This is a genomic window from Brevibacterium linens ATCC 9172 (assembly GCF_900169165.1).
In the GTDB taxonomy this organism is placed as follows: domain Bacteria; phylum Actinomycetota; class Actinomycetes; order Actinomycetales; family Brevibacteriaceae; genus Brevibacterium; species Brevibacterium linens.
This window is the reverse complement of the sequence record NZ_FXYY01000008.1, coordinates 1-16308: the sequence shown is the minus strand read 5'-3', so window position 1 is coordinate 16308 and position 16308 is coordinate 1. Positions and strand designations below refer to the sequence as shown.

General features: G+C 66.3%; 15 protein-coding genes. 11 read left to right on the top strand and 4 right to left on the bottom strand.

Annotated features, from left to right (window positions below; translation table 11 throughout):
- Nucleotides 1-38: 38 nt before the first annotated feature.
- Both BLIN9172_RS08060 and BLIN9172_RS08055 read right to left on the bottom strand, forming a co-directional pair.
- On the bottom strand, nucleotides 39-1673 hold the full coding sequence (locus tag BLIN9172_RS08060) for a DNA repair helicase XPB (RefSeq protein ID WP_101554604.1): 1635 nt from the start codon (nucleotides 1671-1673) through the stop codon (nucleotides 39-41).
- Nucleotides 1674-1809: 136 nt separating this feature from the next.
- Nucleotides 1810-3954, bottom strand: coding sequence for a helicase-associated domain-containing protein (locus BLIN9172_RS08055; protein ID WP_101554603.1), 2145 nt, complete (start codon nucleotides 3952-3954; stop codon nucleotides 1810-1812).
- Nucleotides 3955-4028: 74 nt separating this feature from the next.
- Here BLIN9172_RS08055 and BLIN9172_RS08050 point away from each other — a divergent pair, with 74 nt between their 5' ends.
- The 5 genes from BLIN9172_RS08050 to BLIN9172_RS08030 all read left to right on the top strand — a co-directional run bounded on the left by BLIN9172_RS08050 (nucleotide 4029) and on the right by BLIN9172_RS08030 (nucleotide 7973).
- Nucleotides 4029-4259 (top strand): hypothetical protein, encoded by a 231-nt coding sequence (locus BLIN9172_RS08050; protein ID WP_025780328.1) that lies wholly within the window; start codon nucleotides 4029-4031, stop codon nucleotides 4257-4259.
- A gap of 416 nt (nucleotides 4260-4675) precedes the next feature.
- Nucleotides 4676-5056: a cold-shock protein gene (locus BLIN9172_RS08045; protein ID WP_101554602.1), complete on the top strand. Its 381-nt coding sequence runs from the start codon at nucleotides 4676-4678 to the stop codon at nucleotides 5054-5056.
- Nucleotides 5056-6015, top strand: coding sequence for a DUF3027 domain-containing protein (locus BLIN9172_RS08040; protein WP_101554601.1), 960 nt, complete (start codon nucleotides 5056-5058; stop codon nucleotides 6013-6015). Before BLIN9172_RS08045 ends, BLIN9172_RS08040 begins: the two co-directional genes overlap by 1 nt.
- Before the next feature lie 8 nt (nucleotides 6016-6023).
- Nucleotides 6024-7301 carry an MFS transporter gene (locus BLIN9172_RS08035; protein WP_101554600.1) on the top strand — a complete coding sequence of 426 codons (1278 nt, stop codon included), beginning with the start codon at nucleotides 6024-6026 and terminating at the stop codon, nucleotides 7299-7301.
- 174 nt (nucleotides 7302-7475) lie between these two features.
- Nucleotides 7476-7973 (top strand): DUF456 domain-containing protein, encoded by a 498-nt coding sequence (locus BLIN9172_RS08030; protein ID WP_101554599.1) that lies wholly within the window; start codon nucleotides 7476-7478, stop codon nucleotides 7971-7973.
- 40 nt (nucleotides 7974-8013) lie between these two features.
- Here BLIN9172_RS08030 and BLIN9172_RS08025 read toward each other — a convergent pair whose 3' ends face one another.
- Complete coding sequence (locus BLIN9172_RS08025; protein WP_170286934.1) at nucleotides 8014-9144, bottom strand: NAD(P)/FAD-dependent oxidoreductase; 1131 nt, start codon at nucleotides 9142-9144, stop codon at nucleotides 8014-8016.
- 10 nt (nucleotides 9145-9154) lie between these two features.
- Nucleotides 9155-10336 (bottom strand): phosphoserine transaminase, encoded by a 1182-nt coding sequence (gene serC, locus BLIN9172_RS08020; protein WP_101554597.1) that lies wholly within the window; start codon nucleotides 10334-10336, stop codon nucleotides 9155-9157.
- Nucleotides 10337-10510: 174 nt separating this feature from the next.
- Between serC and pdxH the strand changes: the two genes are divergently transcribed.
- The 6 genes from pdxH (at nucleotide 10511) to BLIN9172_RS07995 (ending at nucleotide 16038) form a co-directional block, all read left to right on the top strand.
- Nucleotides 10511-11182: a pyridoxamine 5'-phosphate oxidase gene (gene pdxH, locus BLIN9172_RS08015; protein WP_101554596.1), complete on the top strand. Its 672-nt coding sequence runs from the start codon at nucleotides 10511-10513 to the stop codon at nucleotides 11180-11182.
- A gap of 75 nt (nucleotides 11183-11257) precedes the next feature.
- Nucleotides 11258-12730, top strand: a complete 1473-nt coding sequence (locus BLIN9172_RS08010; protein ID WP_101554595.1) for an aldehyde dehydrogenase family protein — start codon at nucleotides 11258-11260, stop codon at nucleotides 12728-12730.
- A gap of 264 nt (nucleotides 12731-12994) precedes the next feature.
- Nucleotides 12995-13681 carry an iron-dependent transcriptional repressor DtxR gene (locus BLIN9172_RS08005; protein ID WP_101554594.1) on the top strand — a complete coding sequence of 229 codons (687 nt, stop codon included), beginning with the start codon at nucleotides 12995-12997 and terminating at the stop codon, nucleotides 13679-13681.
- A gap of 434 nt (nucleotides 13682-14115) precedes the next feature.
- Nucleotides 14116-14934 carry a C40 family peptidase gene (locus tag BLIN9172_RS08000; protein ID WP_101554593.1) on the top strand — a complete coding sequence of 273 codons (819 nt, stop codon included), beginning with the start codon at nucleotides 14116-14118 and terminating at the stop codon, nucleotides 14932-14934.
- Nucleotides 14935-15084: 150 nt separating this feature from the next.
- Nucleotides 15085-15252, top strand: coding sequence for a hypothetical protein (locus BLIN9172_RS18090; RefSeq protein ID WP_170286933.1), 168 nt, complete (start codon nucleotides 15085-15087; stop codon nucleotides 15250-15252).
- A gap of 285 nt (nucleotides 15253-15537) precedes the next feature.
- Nucleotides 15538-16038, top strand: coding sequence for an HNH endonuclease (locus BLIN9172_RS07995; RefSeq protein WP_101554592.1), 501 nt, complete (start codon nucleotides 15538-15540; stop codon nucleotides 16036-16038).
- Nucleotides 16039-16308: the final 270 nt, after the last annotated feature.

Below are 16308 nucleotides of genomic sequence, written 5' to 3'. Positions count from 1 at the left end.
AGGTTGCTGGGCCCCCGTCAGGTAGCAATTGAGGGGAGTCAGCGGACTTCGATGCTGTAGCTGTAGCCCTGTTCGGTGAGGAAGCGGCGGCGCTGGGCGGCGAAGTGCTCATCGACGGTGTCGGCGGCGACGACCGTGTAGAACGTGGCCGACCCCTGGTCTTCCTTCGGGCGCAGAATCCGCCCGAGGCGCTGGGCCTCCTCCTGCCGGGATCCGAAGGCTCCGGAGACCTGGATCGCCACCGAGGCGGCCGGCAGATCCACGGAGAAGTTCGCGACCTTCGAGACCACGAGCACGGGGATCTCCCCGGACCGGAACTCGCGGAAGAGCTCCTGGCGCACCGATTCAGGGGTCTGCCCGGTGAGCACGGGCGCACCGAGTTCGGCTCCGATCTCCTCGAGCTGATCGAGATACTGACCGATGACGAGGATCTGCGCATCCGGATGATCGGCGACGAGTTCGGACACGATCGGCAGCTTCGCATCCGACGTCGCCGCCAGCCGGTATCGGTCCTCGCCGTCGGCGCGGGCATACGCAGTTCGGGTTCCGCCGTCGAGGCGGACGCGGACTTCATGACAGGCCGCCGAGGCGATATACCCGAGCCGTTCGAGCTCCTTCCACGGCACTTCGTACTGCTTGGGTCCGATGAGGGAGAACACCTCGTCCTCGCGTCCGTCCTCGCGCACCAGAGTTGCGGTCAGGCCGAGGCGACGACGCGCCTGCAGGCTTGCGGTCAGCCGGAAGATCGGCGCCGGCAGGAGGTGCACCTCGTCGTAGATGACCAGGCCCCAGTCCTTGGCGTCGAGGAGTTCGAGGTGGAGGTACGAGCCCTTCCTCCGGGTGGTGAGCACCTGATAGGTGGCGATGGTGATCGGGCGGATCTCCTTCGTCGATCCCGAATATTCGCCGACCTCGTCTTCGGTCAGGGTGGTGCGGCGCAGGATCTCGTCCTTCCACTGCTTCGCCGAGACCGAGTTCGTCACGAGGATGAGCGTCGTCGTCTGCACCCGCGACATGGTGGCGACGCCGACGACCGTCTTCCCGGCCCCGCACGGCAGAACGACGACCCCGGACTCACCGGACAGCGACTGGTCGATCGCCTGCCTCTGATAGTCGCGCAGATGCCATTGACCGCCGTGAGCATCGTCGGACAGTGGAATCTCGTGGGCTTCGCCGTCGACATAGCCGGCGTGGTCGGACACCGGGTGCCCCAGCTGCAGCAGTGCGTGCTTGAGTTCGCCGCGCTCGGAGGGGTGGACGAGGACGGATTCGGCATCGATGCGTTTGCCGAACTTGCCGGCGAGGTCGGGCTGACCGACGAGCTCATCTAGCAGTCCCGTCTCCGTCGAGGTCAGGGTCAGTCCGTGGATCGGGTGGTCGATGAGGGTGAGCACACCGAACCGGTCCATGATGTCGACGATGTCGACGAGGAGCTCATGCGGGACCGGATACTTCGCGAATTCGAGGAGCACATCGACGACGGATTCGGCATCATGGCCGCTGGCGCGCGCGTTCCACAGTCCCAGCGGAGTGATCTCATAGGTGTGGATGTACTCCGGGGTCCGCGACAGCTGCGCGAACGGGGCGATCGCCACGGCCGCCTCGACGGCCTGCGGATGTCCCGATTCGAGCAGCACAGTCCGATCGGACTGCACGATCAACGGACCATTCATTCAATAATTCCTTTCCCGAAGTGTGATGACACCAGAGGACACAACACGTCCATCACCCCGATTGTTCCCGCTCCGAGCTACCTGACGGGGGCCCAGCAACCTGGCGCCAGGTTGCTGGGCCCCCGTCAGGTAGCAATTAGGGGGAGGGGGTGACGGAGACGATGCGGGCGACGGACAGGGACGCCTCGGCGCCGGTGGTCGTCACCACTCCGCGGACGCGGCCGGCGTTGAGGGTGGCCGGCAGCATCTCGATCGTCCGCTCCTTGCCGTGGGAATCCGCGATCCGAATGAGCACGCGCTGCTTCGTCTCCGCCGCTTCCCGCAGTCGGTCCATATGACCCAGAGGCTCATCCGTGCTCACCGGTGCGGCCGTTGCGGGTGCGGACCGCAGGATCCGAATATATTCGCCGAGGTGGCCGTCACTGACCCGGGGACGTCGCCTGACGCTGACCTCGGGTTCCGATTCGGTGATCACCCGGCGTTTGCGCACGGGGCCGGCCGCCGAATGCAGCAGAGCGTGATGATCGGAGGCCTCGAGCAGATGCATCGTCCGCTCCGGGCCCAGTTGGGCGATCGCCACGGTCGGGGCCAGACGTTCGAGTCCGGCGGGCATCATCGCCTGATCGGAGAGGATGACATCGAGGTCGACCGGATCGTCGACGATGAGCACCGACCGGGCACCGGCCACCCGCACCCTCCGCAGCTTCGAAGCCGTGTTCTGCACGAGGAACTCCAGCGTCGACGGCAGCTCTTCGGCACTGATCTCGGCGAGTTCGGCCAACGCCTCCTCCGGGGTGAGCCCGGCCTGCATCGTGTCCTCGATGGTCTCGGCGTCGATGCGATAGACGGTGCCCTGGCCGCGCGCCTCGACGACGGCGTACTTGCGCAGAATATTGTGGACCCGCGGTTCGATCGGGCCGGTGGCCACGGCGGTGAGATCGGACTGGATGAGCACCGTATCGACCTCGGCGCCGAGCCCCTCGGTGACCGCGGCGATGACGTCGCCGGGTACGGTCAGGGCCTCGACGGACACGCCCAGGGGCAGGATCGAGGGGTCCTGTACGGCGTGCTCGGCCATCGCCCGATCCAATCCGGCGGCCAGGCGGAGACCGAACCGGCTCGGTCCGAAATGATCCGGCTGCTGCAGCGGTGTCGTCGCCAGCCCCACGGTGACGCACGTGTGGAGAACGGCTTCGGTCATCGCGAACTCGTGAGCCGGCAGCAGCGGATGACGACGCAGCACCTCGGCATGGATCCACCCTGCCGACCGTGCCGTACCCAGGCCGATGTCGTGCAGGACCGAGAGCACGGCGAAACGCAGCAGCGGCATCGCCGGCACCGACAGCCCGTACCCCTTGAACAGGGACTTCTTCGGGGCGGCGAGCACGGTCAGCCGTTCGTTCTCGCTTGCGCCGGCCGCCAGCTGAGTGACATCGAGCAGGTCGCGCAGCCAGGCCCCGACCAGGCCCGCCCACAGGTCGGCACGATCACCGGCGAGGGCGGAATCGGCATCATCGGCCGCCGTCCACTGCGGGTCGAGCGCATCGTCGAGGACTCCGATGAGGTGGAGCGATTTCGCCGCCTGCAGCAGGGTGATCGTCTGCTCGAGACCCAGTTCGAGGGTGCGGGCGAGTCGGGAGACATCGCGTTTCGAGATGCCGCCGCTGGTCAGCCGGGAGATCGGGGAGGCAGCGAGCTCATCGACGAGCCCGCGCAGAGATGAGATGACTTCAGCCACGGCGGCCTGTTCGCTGTTGTGGATGAGCGGTTGGCCGATCGTGGCCGTGCTCGAATCGATCGACGACTCATCGATCTGCCACGGATGGGCCCGGGAGGATTCGGCTGCCGAGGTCGGCAGCAGGGTGATGGCCTCGGACTGGATCTTCCACACGCCCGCAACCGCAGACCCAGCAGACCCAGCAGACTCAGCAGATCCCGCCGACCCAGCACCGTCCCCGTCCCCACCGGCCGGCCATGCCAGGCCGAGGTCGCGCAGTCGGGGCACGGCCGCCTCGGCGAGGGCAGGATCGATATGCGCAATGCCCGCGACCTCGATCTCCGGCGTCGTCCGGGCCGCCTTGGCCAAGGCGATGAAGACCTCGAGCGTGCCCGCGTCGAGGGCTTCGATGCCACGGGAGACCCCTATGCGTGAGGACGCGGCCGCGGCCAGGGCCGCCATCGTCGGGGACTCGGGTTGGAGGAGGTCGCGTCGCGTCCGGACGAAGGACTCGAACTCGGCATCTGCACTGTGGGACAGCCACTGGCTGAAGGTCATGGACATCGCAGATCAGTCTATCGCGAGGGGTACAATGGAGGGGCAGATTACGGATCAGAGATCGGACGGAAGGACGCGCATTGTCAGCCACTCGAGTCGACACAGCCATCGTCGTCGCCGCGGTTGCCGCCGCAGCCATCGGGGCGCTCGGTCTCATCGGCGTCCTCGGTCAGGCCTGGATGGGACTGACCCCCAGTTCGCTGCTGACCTATCTGCCCATGATCCTCGTGCCCATCGCCGTCATCCTCGCCTGCGTGGCCATGATCCGAGCCGCCATCCGACGCAGACAGACCGGGGTGGGCCACCGCTGATATCACCGTTCATGCCGCTCACCTCGCAGGGTCGGGGACGGGCATGAACCCCGTCTGCACAGTGTGATCGAGGCGGTGCGAACCCCCACCTCGCCGAGGCGGCCGACCACCGGGTCGCGCATGTGCCCGTGATCTCCCGCCGCCGATCAGGCGCTCACCAGCACAGTGCTCACGGCCCCAGGGGGTGAGCGAGCCGGAGATCTCATCGCCGATACGATGCCCTCAGCCCCACGGTCGGCACCGTCGGCCGACGGCCATCAGGGCACTCGATCACACCGACCCGCACATTGACACACCATCCGACCAGCTTCCCGGTTGCGGAATCCGATTCGACAGCCGACCGACACACCGCCCGCACCAGCGGGCACCGTATGATCAGCCCGCTACCGCGGGTACGACCAGACAGAAAGGACATCATGCCCACCGGACGCGTGAAATGGTTCGATGCCGAGAAGGGCTTCGGCTTCGTCATCGCCGAGGACGGCTCGCAGGCCTTCCTCCATTCCTCCGTGCTGCCCGAAGGGGTCGACGTCACCAAGGGCACCCGACTCGAATACGATGTCGTCGATTCCCGCCGCGGAGCGCAGGTGCTCAAGGCCCGCCCCCTGACCACTCCGGCCAAAGTTGCCAAGGCCCGCCGACGCCCGGCCGAGGACATGGCAGTTATGGTTGAAGATGTCATCAAAGTACTGGATGACCTCAACAACGGACTGCAGCACGGTCGTTACCCCGACCCTACCCATGGGGACAAGGTCGCCAGCCTGCTGCGGGCGATTGCCGACGATTTGGAGTCCTGATGTCATCACTGTTCAGTGATTGGCTGGCGCGGCAGACCGCCGCGCCCGTCGAGAACGACGCCGAACCTACCACCGAGGCGACACCGGGCGCTGATGCGTCCGCCGCAGCGGTTGAGCCGACCGCCGCGGCAAGCGCGGTCGCCGCGGATTCCGCCACGACCGCCTCGGCGAAGGGGACGAAGACCGGGCGCGCACGGTCGGGCACGGACAAGGTCGTCCTCGACACCCAGCTGGCCGCGGCGATCGACATCGCCCGCACCGCCATCACCGAGGTGGCCGGCACTGCCGTCGTCGGCGAACACCTGGGCACGGTGGCCGAGGCGACCCGTCTGGTCACCCACTACTTCGTGTGCACCGACCCGACCTATCGCGGGTGGCGGTGGGTGGCCGTACTCGCCCGCGCACCGCGGGCGAAGAAGGTCACGGTCTGCGAAACCGCGCTGCTGCCCGGCCCCGACGCCCTCGTCGCCCCCGAATGGGTGCCGTGGGAAGAACGGCTCGAACCCGGCGATATGGGTCCGCGCGACACCCTGCCGAAGCTCGACCAGGATCCGAACCTGCAGCCGGGCTTCCAGCAGACCGAGGACAATTCCGCAGACAACGTCGACCAGATCGCGAACTTCGAATTCGGTCTCGGCCGTGAACGCGTGCTCTCCTCCGACGGGCTGAGTGCGGCGGCGAGCCGGTGGGCGGAATCCGACGCGGGCCCCGACAGCGAGTTCGCCTCACGCGCGGCCGGACACTGCGGCAGCTGCGGCTACCTCATGCCGATCGCCGGATCGCTGCGCCAGAAGTTCGGGGTCTGCGCCAATGCGTGGTCGCCGTTCGACGGGCGCGTGGTCGGACTCGAATCCGGGTGCGGGGCGCATTCGGAGACCGATGTGAGGCGGCCGAATAACGAGCCTGCCGAAGCCGTCGTCGACGACTACTCCGGCGAGCTCGAGTTCCAGGAGGGCTGAACCACTCGATGTCCCAGATGTTCCGGTCGCTGTCGGAGCCGAACTACCGGCACTGGTTCGCCGGTGCCCTGATCTCCAACACCGGGACATGGATGCAGCGCACGGCGCAGGACTGGATCGTCCTGACCATGCTCACGGACAACAACGCATCAGCATTGGGCATCACCATGGCTCTGCAGCTGGGCCCGCAGCTGATCATGTTCCCGTTCGCGGGCAACCTCGTCGACAAGTTCGACAAACGGCGTCTGCTCATGGTCACCCAGGCGCTACTGGGATTCATCGGACTCGTCCTCTTCGTCCTCACCATCACCGACGTCATCGTCCTCTGGCACGTCTACGTGCTCGCGTTCACGCTCGGGATGCTCACGACCCTGGACAACCCGGCCAGGCAGGCCTTCGTCTCCGAACTCGTCGGAGAGAAGCTGCTGCCGAACGCCGTCAGCCTCAATTCGGCGTCCTTCAACGGCGCTCGGATGATCGGTCCGGCCGTGGCCGGTGTGCTCACCGCTGTCATCGGCCCCGGTCCCGTCTTCCTCATCAGCGGGCTCGGCTTCGCGGCGACGCTGACCGTGCTGCTGCGGTTGGACCGATCGCAGCTGCATCCCTCTGGTCGGCGCGGTGCGGGCGGGGTGCTCGGCGGATTGAAATACCTGCGCCGGCGCCCGGACATCACGGTCGTGCTCGTCGTGCTGTTCGTCATCGCGACCTTCGGATTCAACTTCAACATCTACACGGCGACGATGGCGAAGATCGAGTTCGGCAAGGATGCCAGCGGCTTCGGTCTGCTCAACTCCGTCATGGCCATCGGGTCCGTGACCGGAGCTCTGGTCTCGGCCAGGCGGGAGAAACCCCGGCTGCGCTTCGTCTTCGGTGCCGCAGGCGGCTTCGGAGTGGCGGTGGGTGTGGCCTCGCTGATGCCCGACTACTACCTCTTCGCCGCCTCTCTCGTCTTCGTCGGCTTCTCGTCACTGACGATGATGACCTCGGCGAACGCCTATGTGCAGACGACGACTGCCGCAAACTACCGCGGTCGAGTCATGGCGATCTACGCGGCCGTCGTCATGGGCGGCACCCCGCTCGGCGCCCCCTTGGCCGGCTGGGTCGCCGATGCCTTCGGACCGCGGATGGCGCTCGTCGTCGGAGCCGCCTCGGGGATCATCGCCTTCGCCGTGGGCCTGCTGTGGATGATCACGGCCAAGGAGCTGCGACTCCACCGGGATCCCAAATCGCGGATTCGGCTGCACCTGAGCTATCAGGGCCGACCACCGGGCGGCACCGGGCACTGACGAGGCCTGGCGGGCAGCTTGTCCGCTGGGAGGCGTTCGGCAGGGTCAGGTCTGTGTGGACGGCGGTGCTCGGAACGGGTCCGCACTCGGCGGGCCCGGAGGTTCGTGTCATAGAATTTCGGTCGACCGCCTCGGCGAGGGATTCGAGGGTCGCCCAAAGGAAACGGACGGACTGTGACAACTGACATCATCACCTCGGCGCTCGTGGGCCTGGCGATCCTCGTCGGCTGCCTGGGCATCATCGTGCCGGTGCTGCCCGGGTCGATTCTCATCGCCATCGCGGTGCTCATCTGGGCGATCATCATCGGCGGACCGGCCGCGTGGATCATCTTCGCCATCGTCGCCGTGTTCGTCGCGGCCGGAATGAGCGCCTCACTCGTGCTCACCGGTCGCAAGCTGAAATCCATGCAGGTGCCGAACTCCTCGGTGCTGTTGGGCGGGGTGCTCGCCATCATCGGCTTCTTCGTCATCCCCGTGCTCGGCCTGCCCATCGGCTTCGTCGGCGGCCTCTACCTCGCCGAGTATGCCCGCCTCAAGGACGGGAAGACGGCGTGGAACTCCAGCTGGGAATCGATCAAGGCGATCGGCCTCGGCGCTGCCATCGAGTTCATCCTCGCCATGCTCGCCGCCATCACCTTCGGCATCGGCGTGCTCATCCACTTCTTCGGCTGAGGGCAGCTGGGACCCTTCGCTATCACCGGCAGAGCACCGCTCACGGAGCCAGGTGGGCGATCTCCGGTGCTTCTTCGCCGAGGATCAGTCTGGCCACACCATCGCCGATGAGTGGGCCCATCGTGAGTCCGCCGGCGCCGAATCCCGAAGCCAGCCACAGTCCGTCCGCGCCCTGCACCGCACCCGCGTACGGCAGTGCCCCCTCGCGCGTCGACATGGGGCGCACTCCGACGCGGGTCTCGAGAACGGTAGCCTGTGCGAGGCCCGGGGCGATCCGCAGCGCGTCGTCGAGGACCTGCTGCGTTCCGGCGGCAGTGGCGCGGACGTCGAAGCCGACCCCGTCCTCCCTGGTGGCGCCTGCGACGATGCGGCCTCCGTCGAAGGGTGTGATGTAGTGATGGTCGAGAGGGTGAATCGTCGGCCACGGCGATGTGTTGACTCCGCGCAGCTCCAGATGGAGCAGCTGACCACGTTGAGGGACGATCCCCACAGCGTGGCCGAGTCGTCCGAGGAGCTCGGCACTCCGCGCCCCACCTGCGATGACGAGGGCGTCGAAGTCCTCCGTCGCCGAGGTGGTGCGTACCGACCATGTGCCCGCGCTCGATGCGGTGACATCCTGTGCAGAATCTGCGACCGTTCTGGCGCCATGCAGGCGCGCTCCGGTGAGGATCGCATCGCGCAGAACCCGCCCGTCGACACGGCCGCCTCCGGTGATGAGGAGTCCGGTCATGTCCGGAGCGATCGGCGGAAAGATCTCGCGAAGCTCCGCAGCATCGAGGTCATGGACCTCGCCCGCGACGGTCCCCGCGGGCGCGACACGAGAACGGATGGTCGCAGCCGCCTCGGCGAGGGTCCCCGGGTCGTTGTTGACGACGAGGGCACCGGACCTGCGATAGCCGAGGTCGGGGATGCCGAGCGTACGCAGCGCCTCGAGGAACGCCGGATAGAAGTTCCCTCCCGCCGCGTACGTCTCGTAGTAGGCACCGGTGCTCGTCGACACCCATGGTGCGATGATCCCCGCGCTGGCAGCTGTCGCCTGCCCGGCCATGGCATCGTCGACGATGGTGACGTCGACCCCGCGGGAGGCGAGGCCGAAGGCAACACTGGCCCCGGCGATTCCGCTGCCGATGACGCCGACGCGGGCGGAGCTGTCGACGGTGTGTGCAGGCATGTCGGTCGCGTTACTTGAGTGCGTCGATGACGAAGTCGATGCAGGCCAGCAGGGCCCGCACATCGTCGGGGTCGACGGAGACGAAGGTCGCGATGCGCAGCTGATTGCGGCCGAGCTTGCGGTAGGGCTCGACGTCGACGACGCCATTGGCTCGCAGCACCTTGGCCACAGCCGCTGCGTCGACCGACTCATCGAAGTCGACGGTGGCGACGACCGATGAGCGGTCGGCCGGCTCGGCGACATAGGGGTGGGCCGCCTCGGCGGATTCAGCCCACTCGTAGACGAGCCCGGAGGACTCCGCGGTCCGCTCGGCCGCCCACGACAGGCCGCCGTTGCCGTTGATCCACTCGATCTGTTCGGCGAGCAGCAGCAGGGTCGCCACGGCCGGGGTGTTGTAGGTCTGGTCCTTGGCCGAGTTCTCGATCGCGGTGACCAGATCGAGCGAGGTCGGGATCCAGCGACCGGAGTCCTTGATCTCCTGTGCCCGCGCGATCGCCCGCGGCGACATAATCGCCACCCACAGGCCGCCGTCGGAGCCCATGTTCTTCTGCGGGGCGAAGTAGTAGACGTCGGTCTCGGCGATGTCGACGGCCAGGCCGCCGGCGCCGGAGGTCGCATCGATGACGACGAGGGCATCCTCGGCGATCCCGGCCGGACGGGCGATCCGAGTGGCCACACCGGTCGAGGTCTCATTGTGGGGCCATGCGAAGACGTCGGCGGCGGAAGCGCCGGTGGTCGCCCCGGCGGGGGAGGAGACGAGACCAGCGGCAGCCAGGGCCTCCGGAGTGGGGATCGCAGCCGTGCCCGGTTCGGCATTGAGGATAAGGGAGGAAGCCAGATGCGGGGCAGTGTCGGTGGCCTTCGCGAACTTCTGACCGAACTCGCCGAAGGTCGCGTGCGCGGCCCGCTCGCGGACGAGGCCGAAGGCCGCGACGTCCCAGAACACGGTGGACCCGCCGTTGCCGAGCACCACTTCGTAGCCCTCGGGCAGGCTGAACAGCTCGGCCAGTCCGGAACGGATGCGGCCGACGAGGTTCTTCACCGGCGCCTGGCGGTGGCTGGTGCCGAGCACCTCGGTCGCGGCCGAGGTCAGCGCCTCGATCTGGGCAGGGCGGATGCGGGCCGGGCCGGACCCGAAGCGTCCGTCGGCGGGCAGAAGGTCGTTCGGGATCTCAATATTCGTCGCAGTCACGCTCGATATTCTACGGCGGGCCCGTCCGCCGCTCGGGACCGGTCCGTCATGTGACGGACGGCGGACGTCGACTGTCACTCCCTGTGACGACTGCACGACGTCGTCCGTCTCGACCGCACCCGCCGAGGCGGGACCCGGCTGACTCGTGTCCGTGCCGCGTCGTAGAGTGAAGACATGAGTGAGCCCGTCGATCGCCTCCCGCAGACCCGGAAGTCCTATGACTCAGCCGTCTTCGAACACCCGGATACCGTACCCCTGGACCTGCTGCGCCAGTGGTACGACGAAGCGGCCGACCACGTCCGCGAGCCGAATGCGATGACCGTCTCGACCCTCGACGAATGGGGCCCGAGCTCGCGCATCGTCCTGCTCAAAGGCCTCGACGAACGCGGACTCCTGTTCTTCACCGACTACTACTCGGCGAAAGGCCGGGCGCTGCGGGCCGACCCCCGCATCGCCGTGAACTTTCCCTGGCAGGACATGGAACGACAGGTCCGCATCCGCGGCCTCGCCGAGGTGGCCGCCCCCGAGGACTCGGACGCGTACTTCGCCGTGCGCCCCCGTGGATCGCAGATCGGGGCGACCGTGTCCAAGCAGTCCCAGCCGGTGACCAGCCGCGAGCAGATGCAGGCCGAATACGATGCCGCGGCGGCCGAGCTCGAGGGCCGTGACGTGCCGCGGCCCGATCACTGGGGCGGGTTCCGCGTGCGCGTCTTCGAGATCGAATTCTGGCAGGGCCAGCAGAACCGGTTCCATGACCGGTGGGTCTTCCGCCGCGCCGACGGCAGCCACGAAACGGCCGGCCTCGACGACGCCTCGGTCTGGGAGGTCGTCCGCCTCTACCCCTAGGCCAGACGATCTCTACCCCTAGGCCAGACGATCACCGGCGCTCACCGACGAATACGCGAATACGAAGGAGTATCGATGACCTCGACCCATACCTCTGCTCAGTACGGACCCGACGCGGTCTTCGACAACCTCATCGGCGGCAGGCGGGTGCCCAGTGAGGACCGATCGACGAACACGAATCCGTCCGACCCCTCCGATGTGATCGGTCTCTTTGCTCGCGCGGATGCCGCCACGGTCGCCTCGGCGATCGATGCCGCCCGTGCGGCCGCTCCCGCCTGGGCGGACCTCGGCTCACAGCAGCGCTTTTCGATCCTCGACAAGGCCGGAAGCCTCATCGCCGACCGCGCCGACGAACTCGGCGACCTCCTCGCCCGGGAAGAGGGCAAACAGTTCGCCGAAGCCAAGGGCGAGGTGCTGCGCGCCTCGCAGATCTTCAAGTTCTTCGCCGGCGAGACCATCCGCAATACCGGCGAGATCGTCGACTCCGTCCGCCCCGGACTCATCGCCGAGATGACGCACGAACCCATCGGCGTCATCGGCGTCATCACCCCGTGGAACTTCCCGATCGCCATCCCGGCCTGGAAGATCGCCCCGGCTCTGGCCTTCGGCAACACGGTCGTGTTCAAACCCGCCGAACTCGTCCCCGCCAGCGCCTACGCGCTCACCGATATCCTCGCCGAGGCGGGACTGCCCGACGGAGTCCTCAACCTCGTCACGGGGCCCGGTTCCGTGGTCGGCGACGCCCTGACCACCTCGGCGAAGATCGACGCCGTAACCTTCACCGGGTCCGTCGCCGTCGGACGATCCGTCATCGCCTCGGCTGCGGCCCACCAGATCAGGGTGCAGTGCGAAATGGGCGGGAAGAACCCGCTCGTGGTGCTCGGCGACGCCGATCTCGAAGCGGCCGCCGACGCCGCGATCAATGGTGCCTTCTTCTCCACCGGGCAGCGCTGCACCGCGTCCTCCCGCCTCATCGTCACCTCCGATGTGCACGACGAATTCGTCGCACTGCTCAAGGAGAAGATGGCGGCACTGACCGTCGGCGATGCCCGCGCCGAAGGGATCGCCATCGGGCCCGTGGTCTCCCGGACTCAGCTCGACCAGGATCTCGGCTACATCGCCACGGCCCGAGCCGAGGGTGGGGAAGTCACCGGCGGTGAGCTCATCGAATCGGGCACGGGTGGGTACTTCCTCGCACCGGCTCTGGTCACGGGCACGAAACCGGGCGACACGATCAACGTCGACGAGGTCTTCGGCCCGGTCGCCTCGGTGATCGAGGTCGCCGACTACGACGAAGCGCTCGCGGTCGCCAACGACACCGAGTTCGGGCTCTCGGCCGGCATCTTCACGACCTCCCTGAAATATTCGACCCACTTCAAGCGTTACGCCCAGGCCGGGATGGTCATGGTCAACGCCCCGACGGCAGGCGTGGACTATCACGTGTCCTTCGGCGGACGGAAAGGGTCGAGCTATGGTCCTCGCGAGCAGGCTCGGGCGGCACGCGAGTTCTTCACGGTGCACAAGACGACCTACACGAACGCGGGCTGAGTGGGCCGGTGCGCAATCCTGCGCGGACGGGCCGAAACCCATGCGGGCCGAGCCGTCCGGCGGCGGCCGATGTCGGGCGCGGACCCAGGCGATTCCTCGACTCACGGGATTCGCTGAACGCACGATAGGATTGGTCCAGATCGCAACGGCCGCGAACGGGTTCGCCTGCGCGGGGCGGGACAGGGTCGCAGCGACCCGAATTGGTGACAGCGCCTGAAACGGTCGAAACGACCTGAAGACGAAGAGTGGAGTGGCTGGTCAGAAGTGAACGACCTCATTGATACAACCGAGATGTACCTCAAATCGATCATCGAGCTCGAGGAACAGTCGATCGTGCCTTTGCGTGCCCGCATCGCCGAGCGCCTGGATCATTCCGGTCCCACCGTGTCACAGACCGTGGCGCGGATGGAGCGCGACGGTCTGCTCCACGTCGGCAACGACCGTCATCTCGAGCTCACCCCGGAGGGGCGTCGGATCGCCACCGACGTCATGCGCAAGCACCGTCTGGCCGAGCGCCTTCTCTCCGATGTCGTCAGACTCGAGTGGGAACTCGTCCACGACGAGGCCTGCCGCTGGGAACACGTGATGAGCGAGCAGGTCGAGCGCAAGCTCGTGAAGCTGCTTTCGGAAACGTCCACCGGACCCTACGGCAACCCGATCCCCGGCCTCGACGTCATCGGCGGCGAAGCCTCGACGGCCACCGAGGTCATTGACCTCGCCACGGCGGTCGGTCGGGACGGCGCGAAGAAGCTGACGATCGCCTGGCTGGCCGAACCCCTGCAGGTCGATATTCACCTGCTTCAGCAGTTCCAGGTCGCCGGCGTCCTGCCGGGCAGCGACGTCGAGATCTCGCGCAACGGCGAATACATCACCGTGCAGGTGCCCGGTGCGCAGGACGTGCTCGATCTGCCGGTCGAGACTGCCTCGCACGTCTTCGCCTACCGGAGCTGAGGCGTACAGAAGTCTCAGTTCCCCACACTCGAGGCTGGAGTTCCGTAACGACGAAGCGGTGGCTCGATAACGGCGAGGACGAGCCGCGGTAACGAAGGAGCGGGTGCCTGAGTCGCGATTCGTTACAAATCACTGTGATCTCTGACCCGGGGAGCGGATCTCCGCCCCCTGGGTCGCGTCGTATAACGAGAAAATGTTACGAATGTTTCAAGCTGTTTTAGGCCTCTGACCTGCACGTTTATGGGAAACATCACGGTTTCCCTCCGGCGGTTGTGACAAAAACGTGACAATCAGTCACCGATTGGTTACAGTTGTTGAGGTCGTTCACGCACTGACGACTTCACAGCGAGATCCGAGCGCCGCGCTCGCTGTGAGATACCAAGGACCGATAGCGGCGGTTGGCTGAGATTGCCAATAGGAACGAGAGGGAAAACGTGGCAACTAAGCAGCATGGCCGCCGCGCCGCCGATGCCAAGGTCAAGACTCCGCTGACCGAACTCACTGAACTTCTGAACGCCAATTCAGGCGTCTTCGGCCGTCGTGCAGCTGTTGTCGCTGCCAGCGGTGGTCTGCTGACCGCCGCAGTGATGCCGGCCGCCGGCCAGGGTGCCGACGACCAGAACAAGGTCTCCGCAGAAGCCGAGACCACCCAGAAGGTCGACTTCGAGAACCAGACCGTCACCATCGGCGACGACTCGAACAGCAAGAAGGACGACAAGAAGTCCGACTCCTTCGGCGTCGAGAGCAAGGCCATCACCGCCGAGGCGGCCCCGAAGCCCGAGCCCAAGCCCGAGCCGGTCGAAACCACCTCCGCTGACTCCGACGAGTCGGCCGGAACCTCCGATGACACCGCCAACAGCGGATCGTCCGATTCGGGCGAATCCGACTCCAAGGGCGCCGGATCCATCGACGGATCCAAGGCTGAGCAGGTCCTCGCCTGGGCGGCCAAGGGCGTCGGAACCCCCTACGTCATGGGTGGAACCAGCCCGAGCGGCTGGGACTGCTCCGGATACACCTCCTGGGTCTACAGCCACGTCGGCGTGAACCTGCCCCGCACCTCCGGTGCCCAGAAGGGTGCAGGCCAGATCGTCTCGCAGTCCGAAGCTAAGCCCGGTGACCTCATCTGGCACCCCGGCCACGTCGGCATCTACGCCGGTGGCGGACAGATGTACGATGCCGGTTCGCCGAGCTCGGGAACCTCGAAGCGCAGCTACAGCTGGATGGGCAACGTCACCTTCATCCGCGTTCTCTGATCTTCATCACCGAAAAGCTCCCCGTACGACTCGACGGTCCTCGAGTCGCACGGGGAGCTTTTCGTATGCCCGGAAACGTCGGGCGCGCACCGGCGGTGTGCCTGCATTCGCTAGTCCGAAATTCATACGCACTGATCAAGATCACCACATATGAATTTCGAAGCAGTTCATGTGCTCAATTCGGCCGACAACGTCGCCGAGGCGGCCGCCTGCTTGCGCCGGCCCGCCTGCGCCCACCCGTGCACCCGCCTGCTTGCGGCCGGTTCGGGGAGTGCGCTGAACTCCCGGTTCGGTGAACGCAAGCCGAAGATTCCGTGACGCGAGCAGTATGAATTGGGTCACGGGCGCGCGCGGCGTTACTCTTGAAAAGATTGAGTTCCATGATAGGTGGGCGCCGAATGGTGTCGACCGCTGATGCGAAGGAAAGCAGATGGGGCATAGTCGAATAATTCGAATAGCCGCTCCAGTCTCTGGTGCGGAGCACATATCTGTCTCCGTGCCCTCTTTCCCAGGCGTCGTGCCCATGAGCACGGCGCCTTTTGTGTTCCCTGGGGTCGGGGCAGCCGGTTTCGGCCCAGTAGAGAAGAAGATGAGGGGCGAGCTATGAAGACTCTCGTGCTGAACGCCGGTTACGAACCGCTGTCGATCGTTCCGTTCACACGGGCCGTGGTGCTCGTGCTGACCGGAAAGGCGACAGTCCTGGCCGCAGAGGACATTCCGGTGAGATCCGAGCACATGAGTCTCGATCAGCCCTCCGTCATCCTGCTCACCCGCTATGTGCGCCCGCCGAGCAACCGTCGCGTCTCACTCTCCCGCCGGGGAGTCCTGCGCCGGGACGGCCACCGCTGCGCCTACTGCTCCAAACCGGCATACACAGTCGACCACGTCGTCCCACGCTCCCGCGGGGGAGCGAACACCTGGGAGAACCTCGTCGCCTGCTGCCGCGAATGCAACAACCGCAAGGGCAATCGCACTCTCGGCGAGATCGGGTGGGAGCTCAGCTTCCTCCCGCAGGAGCCCCGTCTGGGGCAGCTGTGGATGCGCGGGATCGACAAACCCGTCGAGAAGTGGCGCCCGTTCCTCGAATACTCCAGCGCCGCCTGACAATCCGGCATCGTCCCAGATAGGGGACGGTGCTGTCCGAATGCTGACGGGATTCGGATAACGATGTGACATAGGCGAAGTTCTCACAGTCAATGTGTTCTAGGGTGGACGAAACAGAAGTTCGCGTCGACCCAAGGAGTTTGGGTCAAGTCCCTTTTCGTGGTGTTCTTCGGTAGTTCCTTTAACTTGGTATTAAGCAGCGGGGTCGGGCTACGAATCACGCGGTCAGCGGCATCACCACCCCGACCGGGTCGACCTCGGTCTGCCCAT

Excerpts from the sequence above, each read along its gene's own strand:
- BLIN9172_RS08035 (WP_101554600.1), top strand. The coding sequence starts at position 6,024 with ATGTCCCAGATGTTCCGGTCGCTGTCGGAGCCGAACTACCGGCACTGG.
- BLIN9172_RS08025 (WP_170286934.1), bottom strand. The coding sequence starts at position 9,144 with ATGCCTGCACACACCGTCGACAGCTCCGCCCGCGTCGGCGTCATCGGC.
- BLIN9172_RS08010 (WP_101554595.1), top strand. The coding sequence starts at position 11,258 with ATGACCTCGACCCATACCTCTGCTCAGTACGGACCCGACGCGGTCTTC.
- BLIN9172_RS08045 (WP_101554602.1), top strand. The coding sequence starts at position 4,676 with ATGCCCACCGGACGCGTGAAATGGTTCGATGCCGAGAAGGGCTTCGGC.
- BLIN9172_RS08055 (WP_101554603.1), bottom strand. The coding sequence starts at position 3,954 with ATGTCCATGACCTTCAGCCAGTGGCTGTCCCACAGTGCAGATGCCGAG.
- BLIN9172_RS08040 (WP_101554601.1), top strand. The coding sequence starts at position 5,056 with ATGTCATCACTGTTCAGTGATTGGCTGGCGCGGCAGACCGCCGCGCCC.
- pdxH (WP_101554596.1), top strand. The coding sequence starts at position 10,511 with ATGAGTGAGCCCGTCGATCGCCTCCCGCAGACCCGGAAGTCCTATGAC.
- BLIN9172_RS08060 (WP_101554604.1), bottom strand. The coding sequence starts at position 1,673 with ATGAATGGTCCGTTGATCGTGCAGTCCGATCGGACTGTGCTGCTCGAA.
- BLIN9172_RS18090 (WP_170286933.1), top strand. The coding sequence starts at position 15,085 with ATGAATTTCGAAGCAGTTCATGTGCTCAATTCGGCCGACAACGTCGCC.
- BLIN9172_RS07995 (WP_101554592.1), top strand. The coding sequence starts at position 15,538 with ATGAAGACTCTCGTGCTGAACGCCGGTTACGAACCGCTGTCGATCGTT.